General features: G+C 38.4%; 18 protein-coding genes and 1 pseudogene. 5 read left to right on the top strand and 14 right to left on the bottom strand.

What is annotated here, in order from left to right:
* Both IA57_RS11330 and IA57_RS11325 read right to left on the bottom strand, forming a co-directional pair.
* Complete coding sequence (locus IA57_RS11330) at nucleotides 1-1161, bottom strand: CPBP family glutamic-type intramembrane protease (protein WP_036123729.1); 1161 nt, start codon at nucleotides 1159-1161, stop codon at nucleotides 1-3.
* A 2-nt stretch (nucleotides 1162-1163) separates the two neighbouring features.
* Nucleotides 1164-2198 (bottom strand): o-succinylbenzoate synthase, encoded by a 1035-nt coding sequence (locus tag IA57_RS11325; RefSeq protein ID WP_036123726.1) that lies wholly within the window; start codon nucleotides 2196-2198, stop codon nucleotides 1164-1166.
* Between the two features lie 181 nt (nucleotides 2199-2379).
* On the opposite strand from IA57_RS11325, the gene IA57_RS11320 reads away from it, so the two are divergent.
* The 4 genes from IA57_RS11320 to IA57_RS11305 all read left to right on the top strand — a co-directional run bounded on the left by IA57_RS11320 (nucleotide 2380) and on the right by IA57_RS11305 (nucleotide 6505).
* Nucleotides 2380-3282 carry a sterol desaturase family protein gene (locus tag IA57_RS11320; protein WP_036123724.1) on the top strand — a complete coding sequence of 301 codons (903 nt, stop codon included), beginning with the start codon at nucleotides 2380-2382 and terminating at the stop codon, nucleotides 3280-3282.
* Nucleotides 3283-3298: 16 nt separating this feature from the next.
* On the top strand, nucleotides 3299-4093 hold the full coding sequence (locus IA57_RS11315) for an SDR family oxidoreductase (RefSeq protein WP_036123720.1): 795 nt from the start codon (nucleotides 3299-3301) through the stop codon (nucleotides 4091-4093).
* Between the two features lie 77 nt (nucleotides 4094-4170).
* Nucleotides 4171-5433 (top strand): chloride channel protein, encoded by a 1263-nt coding sequence (locus IA57_RS11310; RefSeq protein ID WP_036123717.1) that lies wholly within the window; start codon nucleotides 4171-4173, stop codon nucleotides 5431-5433.
* A 220-nt stretch (nucleotides 5434-5653) separates the two neighbouring features.
* On the top strand, nucleotides 5654-6505 hold the full coding sequence (locus IA57_RS11305; RefSeq protein ID WP_036123713.1) for a universal stress protein: 852 nt from the start codon (nucleotides 5654-5656) through the stop codon (nucleotides 6503-6505).
* A 73-nt stretch (nucleotides 6506-6578) separates the two neighbouring features.
* On the opposite strand, the gene IA57_RS11300 is transcribed toward IA57_RS11305, so the two are convergent.
* From IA57_RS11300 to IA57_RS11280, 5 genes are all read right to left on the bottom strand, one after another.
* A complete protein-coding gene (locus IA57_RS11300) occupies nucleotides 6579-7256 on the bottom strand; it encodes a metal-dependent hydrolase (protein WP_036123711.1) in 678 nt (225 codons plus the stop codon).
* Between the two features lie 188 nt (nucleotides 7257-7444).
* Nucleotides 7445-8347: a 1,4-dihydroxy-2-naphthoate octaprenyltransferase gene (gene menA, locus IA57_RS11295; protein ID WP_036123707.1), complete on the bottom strand. Its 903-nt coding sequence runs from the start codon at nucleotides 8345-8347 to the stop codon at nucleotides 7445-7447.
* Between the two features lie 24 nt (nucleotides 8348-8371).
* Nucleotides 8372-9211: a 1,4-dihydroxy-2-naphthoyl-CoA synthase gene (locus IA57_RS11290; protein ID WP_036123705.1), complete on the bottom strand. Its 840-nt coding sequence runs from the start codon at nucleotides 9209-9211 to the stop codon at nucleotides 8372-8374.
* Nucleotides 9212-9272: 61 nt separating this feature from the next.
* On the bottom strand, nucleotides 9273-10103 hold the full coding sequence (locus IA57_RS11285; protein WP_036123702.1) for a CvfB family protein: 831 nt from the start codon (nucleotides 10101-10103) through the stop codon (nucleotides 9273-9275).
* 70 nt (nucleotides 10104-10173) lie between these two features.
* Nucleotides 10174-10968 carry a tRNA pseudouridine synthase A gene (locus tag IA57_RS11280; protein ID WP_036123699.1) on the bottom strand — a complete coding sequence of 265 codons (795 nt, stop codon included), beginning with the start codon at nucleotides 10966-10968 and terminating at the stop codon, nucleotides 10174-10176.
* A gap of 90 nt (nucleotides 10969-11058) precedes the next feature.
* Between IA57_RS11280 and IA57_RS11275 the strand changes: the two genes are divergently transcribed.
* Complete coding sequence (locus IA57_RS11275) at nucleotides 11059-11478, top strand: hypothetical protein (protein ID WP_036123696.1); 420 nt, start codon at nucleotides 11059-11061, stop codon at nucleotides 11476-11478.
* A gap of 69 nt (nucleotides 11479-11547) precedes the next feature.
* Here the strand turns inward: IA57_RS11275 and IA57_RS11270 are convergent, their stop codons facing one another.
* From IA57_RS11270 to IA57_RS11240, 7 genes and pseudogenes are all read right to left on the bottom strand, one after another.
* Nucleotides 11548-12363, bottom strand: coding sequence for a prohibitin family protein (locus tag IA57_RS11270; protein ID WP_036123695.1), 816 nt, complete (start codon nucleotides 12361-12363; stop codon nucleotides 11548-11550).
* 10 nt (nucleotides 12364-12373) lie between these two features.
* The gene (locus tag IA57_RS11265; RefSeq protein ID WP_036123688.1) at nucleotides 12374-14401 is read right to left on the bottom strand and encodes a hypothetical protein; all 2028 of its coding nucleotides are present in this window, start codon (nucleotides 14399-14401) and stop codon (nucleotides 12374-12376) included.
* Between the two features lie 3 nt (nucleotides 14402-14404).
* On the bottom strand, nucleotides 14405-15151 hold the full coding sequence (gene fabG, locus IA57_RS11260) for a 3-oxoacyl-[acyl-carrier-protein] reductase (protein WP_036123686.1): 747 nt from the start codon (nucleotides 15149-15151) through the stop codon (nucleotides 14405-14407).
* Nucleotides 15152-15258: 107 nt separating this feature from the next.
* Nucleotides 15259-16131: a succinate--CoA ligase subunit alpha gene (sucD, locus tag IA57_RS11255; RefSeq protein WP_036123684.1), complete on the bottom strand. Its 873-nt coding sequence runs from the start codon at nucleotides 16129-16131 to the stop codon at nucleotides 15259-15261.
* A gap of 92 nt (nucleotides 16132-16223) precedes the next feature.
* A complete protein-coding gene (locus IA57_RS11250) occupies nucleotides 16224-17168 on the bottom strand; it encodes a UDP-3-O-(3-hydroxymyristoyl)glucosamine N-acyltransferase (RefSeq protein WP_036123682.1) in 945 nt (314 codons plus the stop codon).
* Between the two features lie 6 nt (nucleotides 17169-17174).
* Complete coding sequence (gene efp / locus IA57_RS11245) at nucleotides 17175-17741, bottom strand: elongation factor P (protein WP_036123679.1); 567 nt, start codon at nucleotides 17739-17741, stop codon at nucleotides 17175-17177.
* Nucleotides 17742-17744: 3 nt separating this feature from the next.
* A pseudogene (locus tag IA57_RS11240) lies at nucleotides 17745-17975 on the bottom strand (acyl-ACP--UDP-N-acetylglucosamine O-acyltransferase); the annotation flags it as partial.

Here is a 17975-nt window from a genome sequence, read left to right as displayed (position 1 = left end):
TTATGGGTTTATCACATCAGACGGGGTGTTAGGCGCTTCTACCCTACCAAACAATTTTTCTCTCCAATTGGTCCATTTGTATTTTTTAGAAAAAATAAACAACAATATTGGAAACAACACAAAAACGGGCATAAAAACATCAATAAAGCCAGCAGCGGTTGGTTGCGAGGTGTCTTTTAAAACCGAATATGTTTGAAAAGCCGTCCAATCGGCAGTTACTAGCAGTGCCGTAAATAAGTTATTGGCCGCATGAAAACCTAAAGCTAACTCCATACCCTCATCCATTAAAGTCATAATCCCTAAAAAGAGTCCTGTACCAATGTAATACACCATAATTACATAACCCAATTGCTTTACCTCTGGATTGGCAATATGCAACAATCCAAAGACAGCCGATGTAACTAATAACGGTACCCAGTTCCTATTGAATACTTTGAATATGCTATCAAATTTTTCGCTTTCAAAACTGTTCTTGAAAACAGAATTTACTAATACCAAAACGATTAAACATACTAATACATATAACAGCTTAAAATACCATTTAAAATCAATTAAATAAGGTAAAGCAAAATATACTATTACTGCTATCAATAACACCTTAAAAGTAGCAGGAAATGTCCTATTTGTAGTAGATACCCCAATTCCCTGCATTAAATACCCTCTGAATAAATATTCTTCAAAACTGGTTTGCAACGGAATCATGACAATGGCTATCACACATAAGATTAAAAATGGTTGCAGTTGGAAATTAAGGGTGTAGCTGTCGGGACTTAAAACAAAATAGTCTAATAACGTAATGCCCGTAGAAAGTATGCCCCAAAAAATAAAGGCAAACCACACACGGCTCCAGTCTATTTTTTGGCGTGCTGTGGTAAGTTGGGTTATGGTTTGCTTGTGGAGCACTTTCACTACAAAAAACACACCGACCAAGCCTGCCGCAAACGATAATAACATTAAGAAAAGATTTAAGTTGGGCTCTAAAACAGACATCATGGCGGTTTCATCCATTTCAAATAAATTGGTGCCTTGATCCATAGCTTTATAAATTGCCACTACGGTAAAGGGCAACTGGCCAACAATAACTGCGGCCATAACAATTAAAAGTCCTATTAAATAACGCCACCAATCGTGTAGCCCCTTAAATGCTTGAGTTATATACATATTTATAAGTTAAAATTCCAATTTAAATTTTTATCATACTGTAATGTGCCATTTTTTACAACCAACGGACTATCAAAATTATTGGTGAACAAGCTACCTGTTCCCAACCCTTGTGGCATGGGGTTTTGCAAAGTATGGGCCCATTGGGCTATGGCATTTAGCCCCACATTGCTCTCTAAGGCACTGGTAATCCACCACCCGGTATTTTGATGGTTTGCCAGATTAATCCACGCTTGGCTTCCTTGCCACCCACCTATAAAACTTGGCTTTAAAATAATATATTGTGGTTGTATGGTTTGTAGTACGTTTTGCTTTTCTGTTACAGAAAAAACGCCAATTAACTCTTCGTCAAGTGCAATGGGTAATGGCGTGTCTTCACATAAACGCGCCATTTCCTGTGGCTGCCCCTGCTTAATGGGTTGCTCTATAGAATGTAAATCCAACTCGCTTAAATAGCTTAGCTTATCTAGGGCCTCGTTGTATTTAAAAGCGCCGTTAGCATCTACACGAAGCTCGATATCTTTTTTTGAAAATGTTTTTCTAATGGTTTTTAAGAGCGTGTATTCTGTTTGAAAATCAATAGCGCCTATTTTCATTTTAATACAGCTAAAACCCGCTTCAATTTTATCTTGAATTTGTTGTTTCATGAAGGCTTCGGTTCCCATCCAAATCAAGCCATTAATTGGAATGGTTGCTTTTCCAGTTGTAAATTCCGAAGGAAATAACGCGAAAGGCGTTTCGCTTTCCAGCGATTTAAATGCCATTTCCAACCCAAACTGAATGCTTGGCCACTCTAAAAGTCCGCTGTAAAGTGTCTCTAAGCCTAAATGAATGTTTTGGCAAACCCATTGTAGTTTGTCTTCGTAGCCAGGCCGGTCATCGGCGCTTAAACCACGTAATATACCACATTCGCCTATTCCTTTTTTACTTTCATGTTCTATCATCAAAAACCATGTTTCCTTGGTTTTAAGGATGCCGCGAGAAGTGCCGCTAGGTTGTTTAAAATTAAGAATGTGTTTGGTGTACGTGGCTTTCATGGGATATCAAAAATATACTTTAAATTTTAATAGTCGGTTAAAATAGGCATTGTATTTTGTAGCATAAAGTGATAAGGCTGTTAAAATTTATGGTGCATACTTAGTTGAAGGGGTATTAAAATCTAGACTATAGATTTTATTAAAAAAAGCGTTAATTTTAAAAACGCAAATATCCTATATAATGCCAGATTTTCCAAATATCATTGTGTTGGCCATCCCGTTTTTTATTGGAGCCATGTTAGTGGAATTGTTTGTTACCACCCGCGAAAAGTTTAAGGAGACCAAAGGTTACCAACCTAAAGATGCTTTTGCCTCTATTGCCATGGGCTTGGGCAATGTGTTTTTAGGGTTTTTAAGTAAAGCTATCGTTTTGGGTAGTTTTTTCTTGGTTTACGAACACTTTAGGCTTTTTACCATTCCTGTAGCTTGGTGGGGTTTTGTGCTTTTGTTTTTTGCTGATGATATTTCGTATTATTGGTTTCACCGTATTTCGCACGAATGTCGCTTGTTTTGGGCGTCGCATGTGGTACACCACTCGTCGCAACATTATAATTTAAGTACAGCATTAAGACAAACCTGGTCGGGTGGGTTTTACTCATTTATTTTTTGGTTGTGGCTACCGCTTTTGGGCTTTCATCCGGCTATGATTATGTTACAAATGTCCATAAGTTTGTTGTATCAGTTTTGGATTCATACCGAAGCGATTAATAAACTGCCCAAGTGGTTTGAGGCCATTTTTAATACCCCATCGCACCATAGGGTACACCATGGCAGCAACCCCATTTACTTAGATAGAAACCACGCGGGTATTTTAATAATTTGGGACAAGTTATTTGGCACGTTTCAGCCAGAATTGGAAACTGAAAAAGTACAGTACGGCTTGGTGAAAAACATTAACACCTATAATCCTGTAAAAATTGCTTTTGTTGAATGGGCGCACATGCTTAAAGATGCCTTTACTGGGAAAAAATCGTTAAAAGACCGTTGGCATTACTTAACCAAGCCACCTGGTTGGAAACATGATGGTACTGGGAAATTGAGTGAGGATTTAAGAAAGGAATGGTTAGATGCAATGGATAATTAAAAACTAAGTACCAACTATGAACTTAAACAACAAAGTCATTTGGATAACAGGTGCCAGCAGTGGCCTTGGTAAAGGTTTGGCTATAACATTATCTAAAAAATACGACTGCAAGCTTATTTTATCATCCAGACGAAAAGAAGCTTTAGAAGTCGTAAAATCTCAATGCCAAAACCCGCAAAACATTGCTGTTATCCCATTAGATCTGGGGCATTACAATACTATGGAAGTTAACGTTCAAGAAGCCATAAGCACTTTTGGAACCGTTGATGTTTTAATCAACAACGGTGGGGTTAGTCAGCGTTCTTTAATTATGGATACAAGTATTGAAGTTGATAAAAAGTTAATGGAAATAGACTACCTTGGTACCATTGCCTTAAGCAAAGCCCTGCTCCCCCATTTTATAGAAAAGCAAAGTGGCCATTTTGTTACGGTTACCAGTTTAATGGGCAAGTTTTCTTCACCTTACCGTTCGGCCTATTGTGGTGCCAAACACGCCTTACACGGCTTTTTTGATGCCCTGCGAATGGAACACCAAAAAGACCGCATAAACGTAACCCTCATCTGTCCCGGATTTGTAAACACCAATGTTGCTAGAAATGCCCTTACAGGCGATGGCTCCCAACAAAACACCCAAGACAAAGCTACTGAGAATGGACTTTCTGTAGACGTGTTTGTTGCACGTATGATAAAAGCCATAAAAAAGGAAAAGTTTGAAGCTTATATAGGGCAAAAAGAAGTTCTGGGCGTATACCTTAAGCGTTTTTTTCCAAAGCTATTACACCAATTTGTAATAAAAAGTCAAGTGCGTTAATGTGATTAACAAATGGATTTTGGTGTTCTTAATGAATGGTTATCTTTGCCATGTATTAGCCACATTATAATTTAACAATGAAATTAAAGCAAAAAAGGAAACTCATCACGTATTTAAGCATACTGGATCAGCCTATTCGCTTTAACCCATTTGTTTTTAGCAGATCTTTTGTATTGTGGGCTATTTTAGGATTATTAGGCGGTGTTATTGCTGGACTTTATTGGATTGTACTAGAATTTCTCACTCACAAAATAGCATTTTTTGAAGACTGGAAAGTCATTCCACTAATGGGAATATGTGGTCTTTTAGCAGGTATTATTATTCATTTTATTGGCGATCCAGGTGAGATTCACCTTATTGTAAACAACATTCGTTTTAATAAAGGGAAACTAGACCCCAAGAACAATCCTTCAATGGTCTTATCTTCCTTATTGTGTGTGGCATCGGGTGGTAGTTTGGGTCCAGAAGCGCCGTTGGTACAAGTTACAGGCTCGACCGGCACTTGGCTAGGAAAATTATTTAGGTTGAAAGGTGAAGAATTGCGTTCTTTAAGTATTGCGGGCATGGCTTCCGGCTTTACGGCTTTGTTTGGGGCGCCTTTGGGTGGTAGCCTATTTACTTTAGAAATACTGCACCACAAGCACGCTGTAGAATACTATCAAGCCATTATTCCTGCTTTTGTTGCCAGTTGCTTTAGTTATTTAGTTTTTGCGCTTATTATTCACTTAGGACTTGGCCCTATATGGGACTTATCGGCCTATGAATATTCTGGAATTTTTGATTTTGGGTATGCCATTTTATTTGCCATATTTGGTGCAGTGTTTGGATGGCTATTTATTTATTGCACCAAGTTTTTTAAATCGGTTTTTAATAGCAAACCCCTCCCTATTTATATAAAAACCCTTATTGGCGGCCTCTTATTGGGAACCATTGCATTTTATTTGCCAATTACGCGCTATTTTGGCCACCACCAAATAAACGATCTCCTGTTAAATAATTTTTCGTTAACCATGCTCTTTGCTATAGTGGCTTTTAAAATTTTAGCTATTTCAATTACGGTAACTTCAGGTTGGCGTGGTGGTTTTATTATTCCTTTGTTTTTTGTTGGCGCTGCATTAGGACTTATTATCCATAAATTATTTCCAACGGTTAACCTTACATTGGCAATTGTTAGTTGTATGGCCGCTATTAACGCTTGTGTTACCAGAACCCCTATGAGTACAACCATTTTATTGGCGACATTAACCGGTTTCGGTCATTTTGTGCCAATTTTGTTTGCGAGTTTAACCGGTTATTTTTTGGCGCCGAGAATTCCTTTTATCAAATCGCAATTAAAATAAAGTGTGGTTTCGTTTTTAAAAACACCAAGCCCTTCAATTTAAAAGCATTAGCCCCTAACCTCTTCAAGCGTTGATGTTTTCTAAAGAAAGCTTCATGAAATAATCCTATTAACGCAACAACATATATTAGCATACCCCACATTTTTAATTGATAAAAGTCATACCTTTTTCGATAAAAAATTTTTAATTTTAGCTTACAATCTATTTAACGCTAAGATTTATGAAAAATATACTACTCCCAACCGATTTTTCACAGAATTCTTGGGAAGCCATACAATATGCTATAACATTATTTAAGGACTACACCTGTACGTTTTATTTAATGCATTCTTATGAGCCACAAGTCTCGGCACCTTCTACCGCAGTAACCTCTAAACGTGCTAGTGCCATTATTTTGGAATCTATGCGTTCTGAAGCTACTTTAGGATTGCAAAACACCCTGAAACAAATAAAAAGCCTGCCCGAAAACAACAACCATACTTTTAAGACAGTTATGGTTAACGACTATTTTGTTAGTGCTGTAAAAAGCAAAATCGCGAAACTCGATATCGATGTGGTCGTGGTTGGCACCAAAGGAGCAAGTGGCTTAAAAGAAGTTACGCTTGGCAGCAATACAGCCCACCTTATAGGAAAATTAGCTTGCCCAATACTAGCCGTACCTACAGATGTTAATTTTAAAGGGTTAAGAGATGTTGGGTTTGCTACAGATTTTTCGATTACCGATTATGGCGATGGCCTAGCCCTGCTAAAGGACGTTGCCACAGCCCATAACGCTAAAATATCATTGGTTCACGTCTTGAAAAAAGAAAAAGAACTAACGCCCGAACAACTTACAAGCCAAGATGCCTTAGAAGCCTACTTAAATCCCTTACACGTTACCCTATTTATGTTAACCGATGTTCCTATTGAAATAGGTACCCGTATTTTTAGTGAGAGTAGACAATTGGACATGATGTGTGTTATTGCCAAAAAACACAGCTTTTTTGAAAAAGTGTTTAACAAAAGCCAAAGTAAATCGATTAGCCACCATGCGAAGGTGCCGTTAATTATCTTTAATGAAGCTGCTTTTTAAAAAATTTCATCTTATATATACAAACAGCCCCTAAAGTTATTTTAAGGGCTGTTTTTTTATATTATAGTCATGTTTATAACTCGATGCTCTCTCCTACGTCCAGAAGCATTAAATCTTTATTCTTGTCGAAAAACTTGCGTTTGGCCACTTCATGGTCTATTTCAATGTAGCCAAAGGTATCAAAATGATATCCCAGTACTTTATCGCAAGCTACAAAATCGCTGGCTAAAATGGCGTCATCAATTCCCATGGTGAAATTATCGCCAATGGGTAAAATGGCTAGATCTAATGTTGTTTGCATGGGGATAAGTTTCATATCCATGGTTAAGGCCGTATCGCCGGCTATGTAAATATTTTTATGCTCCCCTTCTATAACAAACCCCCCAGGTTGCCCACCATAACTGCCGTCTGGAAATGAGGAGGTATGAATGGCATTAACATATTTAACAACTCCAAAATCAAAATCCCAAGAGCCGCCGTGGTTCATAGGATGTACCTCTAAACCTTTATTTTGAAAATGTGTGGCAATTTCATAATTAGAGACAATTACCGCATCGGTATTGTTTGCTATGGCTTCTACATCAAGAATATGATCCTGATGCGCATGTGTTATTAGAATATAATCGGCTTTTAAGCTATTAATATCTATGTGAGACGCTTTCTCATTGCCGGTAATAAAGGGGTCGACAAGAATGTTAACACCGTCAACTTCAATCCCTAAACAGGCATGGCCGTAAAATGTAATTTTCATGAATACGCTTTTTTTATTGAAGTTTTAAAGTACAAAAAAACTCAGATAAATCTAACAATTCACCTGAGTTTTCAATCCCCAAAAAATGAAGTTGATAATACACTTCATACAGTTAATGCAATAGACGCATTAACCATGTTAAAGATACGCTTTACACTTCTGAAAAACAACGATTTAACAGCTTTTAACTATAGTAAATGTCCAACAGCTAAAAGCACACTAAGCAAAAATGTTGAAAGGGCTAATTTTTTAAGTTCGGGGTCTAAATCTGCGGGAACCGTATTGTTTTTAACGGTTTTTAAATGCTTAATCAACGGGATGTAAGCGATAAAAAATACCAAATTGTACACCGATGTATAATATAACACCCCAAATAAAAATGACAATAATATGGCTGTTCCTACCAAAAAGTAATGGTATTTCTTTGCTTTGTCGAAGCCCAATTTAACGGCTAATGTGATTTTTTGTGACTTTTTATCCGATATTATATCTCTTAAATTATTTAGGTTTAAAACGGCAACACTAAGCAATCCCAAGGCACAAGCGGGTAAAAAAACCACATGGTCTATTTGTTTTGCAAACAGCACATATCCTCCAATAACACTTACTAAACCAAAGAAAACAAAAACAAACACATCGCCTAGTCCCCTATAACCATAAGGCTTGTCTCCTATGGTATACTTAAGAGCCGCATATATAGATGCCAACCCAAGAAACAAGAACAAAAACCCTAACCAGACATGTTTTGCTCCAAAAGCAGCATAAATAAGAGAGAATGCCAGTACAATCGATACAAGAATGTTCATTTTAATGGCGTGGAGCATTTCCTCTGGAGTGATTGCCCCACTTTGTATGGCGCGTTTTGGGCCAACTCTATCATCATTGTCGGTTCCTTTGGTTCCATCGCCATAGTCGTTGGCCAAGTTTGATAGAATTTGTAAGCTTATGGTGGTTAGTATGGCCAAAATAAATATACTGTACTTAAACGTGCCATTATAGGCTGCTAAAGCCCCTGCTACAATCATTCCAGATACCGAAAGTGGTAAGGTTCTTAGCCGAAAGGCCGAAAGCCACTTTTTTATATTGCTCATAAAGTGAGGTTGTTTTTATTTAGATTAGGGAATCCATTTTTTATCAAAGTTAGGCTTCCTTTTTTCTAAAAAGGCATTGCGCCCTTCTTTGGCCTCATCGGTCATATAGGCTAATCGTGTTGCTTCTCCTGCAAATACTTGCTGCCCTACCATGCCATCATCGGTCAAGTTCATGGCGAACTTAAGCATTTTAATGGATATTGGTGACTTGGCTAAAATTTCTTGTGCCCATTGGTAGGCTGTTGTTTCTAGTTCGTCGTGAGGAATAACAGCGTTAACCATGCCCATTTCGTAGGCTTCTTGCGCCGAGTAGTTTCTTCCTAAAAAGAAAATTTCACGGGCTTTTTTCTGACCGACCATTTTGGCTAGATAGGCAGACCCATATCCGCCATCAAAGCTGGTTACATCGGCATCGGTTTGTTTAAAAATAGCGTGTTCTTTACTGGCTAGGGTTAAATCGCAAACCACATGCAAGCTATGCCCGCCACCTACGGCCCAACCTGGCACAACGGCAATTACTGCTTTTGGCATAAAACGTATTAAACGCTGTACTTCTAAAATGTTAAGTCGGTGGTAGCCATCCTCGCCAACATAGCCTTGGTGGCCTCTAGCCTTTTGGTCACCTCCAGAACAAAAACTCCAAATGCCATCTTTGGTTGAAGGGCCTTCTGCCGAAAGCAATACTACACCAATGCTGGTATCTTCGTTCGCATGGTAAAAGGCATCGTACAACTCGCTGGTGGTTTTTGGGCGAAAAGCGTTTCTTACATTAGGACGGTTAAACGCTATTCTTGCTACACCATTGCATGATTTGTAGGTAATATCTTCGTATTTTTTTACTGTTTGCCAATTTATGTCGCTCATAAGATTAAATTTCTGGGTAAAAATACATATTTAACAATAACCTGTTTCGCATTTTTAGCGATTATTTTAAATGAATGCCATCGTCTTTTATGTCGATAAGGCGTTGTTTGTAAAGAGATCCTATGGCCTTTTTAAAACTTTTTTTGCTCATTTCTAATATGCTTTTAATGGCTTCGGGTGAGGATTTATCGTGCAAGGGTAAAAACCCACTGTTATCTTCTAGTTCTTGTAAGATTTTTTCGGCGGTAGGCTCAATGTTTTTATACCCTATGGGGTTTAAGACTATATCCAGTTTATGGTCCTCGCGAATTTTCTTCACATAGCCTTTCATGCGGTCGCCAATATTCAATTCCTTAAAAATATCGTCGTTAAAAATAAGTCCTAGGTGCGTTTTGTTTACAACCACATTCATCCCAAATTCACTAGGGTGTGAAATAATAATATCGACTTCTTCAAACTTTTCGACAGTTAAGGAGGTGTTGTCTAAAAATTGGTTTGTCTTGCTAGAGGCCACCAAACGATTGGTTTCTTCATCTAAATAGCAGTGTACAAAATACCACAGCCCAGGGGTCATTTTAAAAGCCTGTTCCTTAAACGGACAAAATAATTCCTTAACCATGCCCCAATCTAAAAAGGCGCCGTATTTATTAACCTCATTGCATCGTAACAAGGCAAATTCCCCTTTCTTTATGTATGGTTTATCGGTGGTTGCCACCGGGCGCTCTTCATTGTCTAAATAAGCAAAAACCGTTATCTCATCGCCGATTTCGAAATGTTCTGGCACATATCTGTTTGGAAGTAATATTTCGTTATCCTCGTTGTCGCCAAGAAACAGTCCTGGTTCGCGTTCCCTAAGGATTGTAAGGGTGTTGTATTCTCCTAAATTTATCATACTACAAATGTAATCTTATTTAAGGAATTTAGTGCTTTTAAAAACACGGTTGTATTAAAGTACTTTAGAGTTACTTTTTAAAGTCTAATTTATTCAATATCAATCCGGAAGCTGGCGCAATATAGTAGAACGGGGTTTCGCTGGGTGTTTTAAGGGAATTCGCGATGTAGTTTAAATCGATATCGCCTTTCCCCAACCGAATTAAAGCACCCATCATTAATCTAATTTGGTTACGCCCAAAACCTTCTCCCAAAACGCGAAGCATGTATGTTTTTTCGGGAAAGAAACTCGCTGTATAGGCTGTATTTTCTACCAATTCGCAGGCCATTACCTCTCTGTAGTATTTGCCCTCTCCGGTTGCTTTATAGCAGTAATCCCTAAAGTTGTGTGTGCCCTTAAACAATTTGGCACCCTGTTTCATTAAATCGATATTTAAGGGATCTAAAAAAGTGGTTAATATAGGTGCACAAAACGGGTGGCATTTTTGCCCATGGGCAAACAAATAAATGTATTCTTTTACTTTTGGTTGCTGAATGATATTGAAGTTTTCATCGACTTCTTCAATGGCCAATGCCCTAATGTCTTGCGGTAAATTGTAATTAAAGAGCTCTAAAAAAGCCTCAAAATCTGTTATCGGCTCGTAAACAAACAACTCAAAAGCTGTTTCGTTGGCAGAGACCATGGCATCGGTACGGCCAGAGGTTAGCGTTTTAAATTTTTGGCCTTCTAGAACATATTTAAAGGTTCGGTCGACCATTAAGTGCAATGTTTTTAAATTGGGTTGTTTTTGCCACCCATGAAACCGGTATCCCAGGTATTGGATTTTAAAAACATAATAGTATTTTTTTGGCGCAAATGCAGACATGGTATTTTAAAAGGCCGAAAGTAGTTTATTTAATTTAAATGGCAAATTTTTACTACATTGTAAGATAAACCAACTAATATTAAATAGATTATGAACACACAAACTTCAACAAAACCACCATTTTGGTATTGGATTATTGCGCTTCTTGCCCTTGTTTGGAACGTTATGGGCGTTATGCAATACTTAGGACAAGCTTTTAACACAGAAAGTTGGCGAAGCCAATATACCGAGGCGCAAATAGCAGTGGTTAACAGCATGCCTGCATGGTATACTGCTGCGTTTGCTATTGCCGTATTTTGTGGCGCATTTGGAAGCTTGGCCCTTTTAATTAGAAAGCCAATAGCGCGTTTACTCTTTGGGTTATCGTTATTGGCAGTGGTTATTCAAATGGGGTATCTCTTTTCGCAAGGCCATACAGACAACATGGCAATCAGCCTTTCCATTATTGTAGTGGCCATGCTTTTAGTTTTGTTTTCGAGGTATGCCTCAAAAAAGCAATGGTTCGCTTAATAACAGAACAAACGCTATAATTAAACAATCCCATCAGTATTTATCTGGTGGGATTGTTTTTATATAAGGTTATTGATTTCCTAAAATAATAGGCATACCACTATCGCCAGAACCAATTACAATAACCTTACTATTGCTAGATTCTGAAAGTTTTACTGTAGCTTCAATACCTTTATCCTGAAGAATTTTATCTGTAAGCGACGCGCTTAAAATTTTATTGGCATCGGCCTTACCTTGGGCTTCAATAATTTGTCTTTCGGCTTCTTTTTGCGCGGTAACCAAACGAAACTCGTACTCTAAGGACTCCTGCTCTTGTTTAAGTTTACGTTCTATGGCATCTTTAATTGTTGGTGGCAATGTTACATCTCTAACCAACACTTCGTTTAATTGAATGTATTGATCGTCAACAATTTTTCTAGTTTCCTCATATATTTCCTGCTGAATGGCATCGCGTTTTGTAGAATACAATTGTTCTGGGGTATAACGTCCAACAACGCTACGGGCAGCAGAACGGATAGCCGGCAACAATACCCGGTCTTTATACATTTCGCTTTTCTCTTTGTGTAGTTTTCCTAAGTCCTCGTATTTTGGCTGAAACCATACCGATGCCTCCAGCTTAATATCCAAACCGTTAGACGAGAGTACATTCATTTTTTCTAGAGCCTCCTGTTGTCTTACTTCATAAATGTAAACCGAGTTCCAAGGGGCTACAATATGAAAGCCTTCACCTAATGGAGGCGCGTCTGTAACCACCCCTCCGCCAAAGGTTTTATATAAAACCCCGGCCTCACCCGAACCTATGGTAACGGCTGATTTGGTAATGATGATAATTATAACAATGATTGCTACAATAAAAGGGAATGCAATTTTTGGTAATTTTTCCATGTGTCAATTTTTAAGTTAATCCTCTATATTTTCTAATAAACCATTCGGCTGAAAAGCAAAAAACAATACAAGCTAGAAGGTACTTCCAATCAATAAGCGATAGCGTTGCTTTATGGCTTTTTTGAACGGGTTTATAGGTTTCATTTTCTAATAAGTCGGTAAATAGGGTTTCATAATTATCGGCAAAATAAAGTTGGCCGTTACTATCTGTTGCCACTTGGGCCAGTTTTGTTACATTGGCATTTAAAAATTGTTGCTCGATATTGTATTCCAGTATTCTAAAATGCCCCGATTTAGAAAGGTTCGATGCTGCTGTTTTAACCGTAAACTCGTAATTAGCTGCCGGTAAATGGCTTAAATCAACCTCGTAATACTTGTTTTTAAGAATAAAAGGGAATTCGAAGGTATTATCATTGCTGGTGTCTTTTAAGAAAATAGAAAGCCGCTCTCTAGCATCGAATTCATAATTTTTATTAAAGTATTGGGCTTTAACTATCACATTAGTAGTTCCTTCATAAAAAGAGTTGTAATCTAATACCAAACGCTCTTTACGCTTTTTTGAGGCCAAGTACTGAACAAGCTTTCCTATAAAATTATCGAAATTATGAAATGCCGATTCGTTTAAGTAACTCTGTGCCCGCCAGCGCCAAATATTCTCTCCTAAAAGCAGGGCGCTACGCCTACCTTCATTTTCTATGGTTGTTAAAAGCGGGGCTTGCGTGCTAACCTGACCTATTTGCTTGTAGAGTAATACCGTGTGTGGTTCTTTTAATGAAAGCGCTCCAAAGCTTCCTTTTAACGGCGGAAAACTTGAAAAATCAAGCTCGTCTATTATAAAATTTGAATAGCCTGTGTTTAAATTTGCCTGAAACTCTTCGGTTTGCTGGGTTAAATCGTGTACCATTCCTAGCGATTGGTTGTTTAAAAAGTTCCAATCTGTTTTTGTACCGGCAATGAGAAAGACATTTGCCGAAACTTCTTTTAAACGCTCTAGCACGGTAAGGAATGTTTGGTTGGGCTGGTACAAAATAACCAACTGAAAATCGTTGGCTCTAGCGGCAAACGCATTGGGTTTTAAAATAACACATTCCCGTTGCTCGTTGGTTTCTATGCTCTTTTTTAAAGCTCCCAAATCTGGATGAAGCATATCGCTTACTATGGCCACTTTTGTTTTTTCGTCGATAACTTCTACGGCAAAATTCTTACTGTTGTTAATGGTGTTTTTCTCATTGGCTATGGCACCAACGCTTAGGTGGTATGCTTGAACCCCTACGTGGTTTGCTGGCAGGTGAAACTTAACCATTTTAGAACTTCCGGTTTCTTTCGAAAACTCCAGAGGTTCGCTATGTACCGTTATTCCTGCTTGTTTTACCGATAGCGTAGTACGTACCGGTTCTTGACCATTATAGACCACAATAATTTCTACCGGAAACTTGTTTTTTAGGTACGCATATTTGTTTGTATTGACCTGTTGAATTTTTAGGTCGCTGTATTTTGTTGTATCGCCAACAACTATCGGGTAAACGTGTTGCGGGTATTTTTTAGCAGTATAACTAAAATCTGCACCATAGGTTTGGTTGCCGTCTGTTACCAAAACCGTAGGGGCATTTTGAGTGGCATAAATTTGCTGAAGCTCTGAAAATACGGCACTAATATTAGACTGTTTCCCTGTAAAGGTTAAGCTGTCCTCTTGGTTAAGGGCTTCGTCGAAGGTATAAACATCGATGTTGAATTTTTTGGCGAGTGTTTCATGGGATTTCAGCTGAGACAACAGTTCCCGCACAGTACTTTCCTGTTTAAAATGGCTTATGGAATGGGTATTGTCTACCACAACAGCCAAAGTAGGCTTTTCTACGTACGTTTGGTTGCTTTCTATTTTTGGGTTTACCAAAAGTAATAATATGGCAAAAACACCCAAAAACCGCAATATGGCCAATAGCGAGGCATTGCTTTTGGTTTTATATTTATACTGAAATAGCGCTATTGCTAGCGCTATAATTCCAGATAATACGATATATAATACGGTTTCCGTGTTCATATACTAGGTTAACATACCACCATCTACATTAAGGGTTTGTCCGGTAATGTAGGCACTCATATCGCTAGCTAAAAACACACAGGCGTTTGCAATGTCGTCTGGTGTTCCCCCGCGTTTTAACGGAATGGCATCTCTCCAACCTTGAACTGTGTTTTCGTCTAACTTGGCGGTCATTTCGGTTTCAATAAATCCTGGCGCCACTACGTTGCTTCTAATGTTTCTAGAGCCTAATTCTAAGGCCACCGATTTTGAGAAGCCGATAATCCCTGCTTTTGAGGCGGCGTAATTTGTTTGCCCAGCATTGCCTTTTACCCCCACAACAGAGCTCATGTTAATAATAGATCCTTTGCGTTGTTTTAGCATGGTGCGTTGTACGGCCTTGGTCATGTTAAAAACCGATTTAAGGTTTACTTCAATAACCTTGTCAAAATCTTCTTCGCTTATGCGCATTAACAAATTATCTTTAGTAATTCCTGCGTTATTAACAAGTATATCAATACTTCCAAACTCTTTAACAACTTCGGCTGCAAGGTCTTGCGCCTGATTAAAATCGGCAGCGTTGCTCTGGTATCCTTTAGCCTTAATTCCTAAAGCATTTAATTCGTTTTCGAGTGCTTGGGCGGCTTCTACAGAAGCGCTATAAGTGAAAGCAACATTGGCACCTTGTTGGGCAAATACTTTAGCGATGCCCTTGCCTATACCACGACTACCACCAGTAACAATGGCTGTTTTTCCTTCTAATAGTTTCATATGTTAGTTACTAAATTAGTTGATGTTCAAATATACTAATTACAAACTGCACGAAATAAAAAAAACCTCACAAATCTTGTGAGGCTTTTTAACAGTATGGTGTTGTTTTAGCCTAAAACTTCGGCTACTTTTTTTCCAATTTCAGCAGGAGAGTCTACAACGTGAATACCACATGCTCTCATGATTTTCTTTTTAGCTTGGGCGGTATCGTCGCTACCACCTACAATAGCACCAGCGTGTCCCATGGTACGTCCGGCAGGTGCTGTTTCGCCAGCAATAAACCCAACAACAGGTTTTTTGCTACCGCTTTCTTTGTACCAATTGGCTGCATCGGCTTCTAATTGTCCTCCAATTTCACCAATCATAACTACAGCTTCGGTTTCTGGATCGTTAATTAATAGCTCTACAGCTTCTTTTGTAGTTGTTCCAATAATTGGGTCGCCCCCAATTCCAATTGCAGTTGTAATACCTAAACCTTGTTTTACAACTTGGTCTGCGGCTTCGTAGGTTAATGTACCCGATTTAGATACAATGCCTACTTTTCCTTTCTTAAATACAAAGCCTGGCATAATACCTACTTTGGCTTCTTCTGGTGTAATAACTCCTGGACAGTTAGGGCCAATTAGCCTACAGTCTTTATTTTTTATGTAATCTGCAGCTTTAATCATGTCTGCTACAGGAATTCCTTCGGTAATGGTTATAATAACTTTAATTCCGGCATCGGCGGCTTCCATAATGGCATCGGCAGCAAAAGCAGGCGGAACAAAAATAATTGTGGTGTCGGCTCCAACTTGATCTACAGCGTCTTTAACGGTATTGAACACTGGTTTGTCTAAATGGGTTTGCCCACCTTTTCCTGGGGTAACACCACCAACAACGTTGGTTCCGTATTCAATCATTTGACCAGCATGGAACGTTCCTTCGCTTCCTGTAAATCCTTGAACTATTATCTTTGAATCTTTATTTACTAAAACACTCATTTAATCTGTTTTTTTATTGTTTTTATAACGAAAACAAAAGTAAGTTTTTGCTCTTTATTTATAAAGTATTTTTATGTTTTTATTTGAAGCCTTTAATTGTTGTCCTGACTTTTTAAGTGCTTCATTATATTGGGGATTTCCTTAATGTAAGCCAACTGTTTAAACATTTCGCGGGCTTCTCCTGCTGGAGAGCCAAAATAGGCTTTGTTTTGTTCTGTTGAGTGTCCTAATCCCGACTGCGCGTAAAGCACTGTGCCTTGTGCTAAAGTTATGCCGCTTTTTACACCAACTTGTCCCCAGATGGTTACTTGGTCTTCAATAACCACACAACCGGCAATTCCAGTTTGCGATGCGATTAAACACTTTTTGCCGATAACCGTGTCGTGCCCCACTTGAATTTGATTGTCTAATTTAGACCCTTCACCAATAGTAGTATCGCCTGTTACGCCTTTATCTATTGTACAGGCAGCACCTATATGAACATCATTTTCTATAATTACCCTACCTCCAGAAAGCAATTGGTCGTAGGCTTCGGGCCTATTTTTATAATAAAAACCACTGGCTCCTAAAACCGTTCCGGCATGTATGGTAACATTATCGCCTATAATGGTATCGTCGTAAATACTTACATTGGAGTGAATGATGCAATCTTCTCCAATAACAACATTGTTACCAATAAAGCAATTGGGCTGGATTATGGTGTTTTTGCCAATTCTTGCCGTTTCTGAAATGGCAGAACTACTTGGTTTAAAAGGTTTGAAATGCCTTGTAAGCGTGTTAAAGTCCCTAAACGGATCATCGCTAATTAATAAGGCTTTTCCTTTAGGGCAATCGACCTCTTTATTAATGAGTACAACGGTGGCTGCAGAATTTAACGCTTTATCGTAATACTTGGGGTGATCTACAAAAACAATATCGCCAGATTCGACCACATGTATTTCGTTCATTCCTAAAACAGGAAAATCCTTGTCTCCAACAAATGCGCAATCAATTAGCCCTGCTATTTCCTGAAGTGTGTATGGTTTGGGGAATTTCAAAATAGGTTATTCTTTAATACGCTCTTTATACGTACCCTTTTCGGTTTCAATTTTAATTTTGTCGCCTTCGTTAATAAACAATGGCACGTTTACTTCAGCGCCTGTTTCTACGGTTGCTGGTTTTGTGGCATTTGTAGCGGTGTTCCCTTTTATACCTGGCTCGGTATGGGTTACTTCCAGAATGACGCTGGCAGGCATTTCAACAGAAAGTGGCATGTTATCTTCGGTATTAATAATAACCGTTACCACTTCGCCTTCTTTTAAAAGGTCTGGCCTGTCTAGGGCTGCTTCGCGTAATTGAATTTGTGTGTAGTCCTCGGTATTCATAAAATGGTAAAACTCACCATCGCTGTACAAAAACTGAAACTTGTGGGTCTCTACACGAACGTCTTCAATTTTATGACCTGCAGAAAAGGTGTTTTCGATAACTTTTCCTGTGGTTACACTTCTAAGTTTGGTTCTTACAAAAGCCGGTCCTTTGCCTGGCTTAACGTGTAAAAACTCTATAATTTTAAAAATATCGTGGTTGTAACGAATGCATAGTCCGTTTCTAATATCTGATGTTGTTGCCATAAATTAATTTGATTTAAAATATCCTTTCATAATACCGCGCTGCGAATCTTTAATAAACTGAAGAATTTCATCCCGTTCTGAAGTGGCTTCCATTTCAGCTTCAATAATATCGGCAGCTTGCGTATTGTTGTAATTTTTTTGGTATAGTATTCTGTAAATGTCTTGTATTTCCCTAATTTTTTCGGTTGAAAATCCGCGTCGTCTCAGTCCTACGGAGTTAATACCGACATAAGA

The organism is Mangrovimonas yunxiaonensis (genome assembly GCF_000733475.1).
In the GTDB taxonomy this organism is placed as follows: Bacteria; Bacteroidota; Bacteroidia; order Flavobacteriales; family Flavobacteriaceae; genus Mangrovimonas; species Mangrovimonas yunxiaonensis.
Note: the sequence above shows the minus strand (reverse complement) of the source record. Positions and strands in the feature narration are given on the sequence as shown.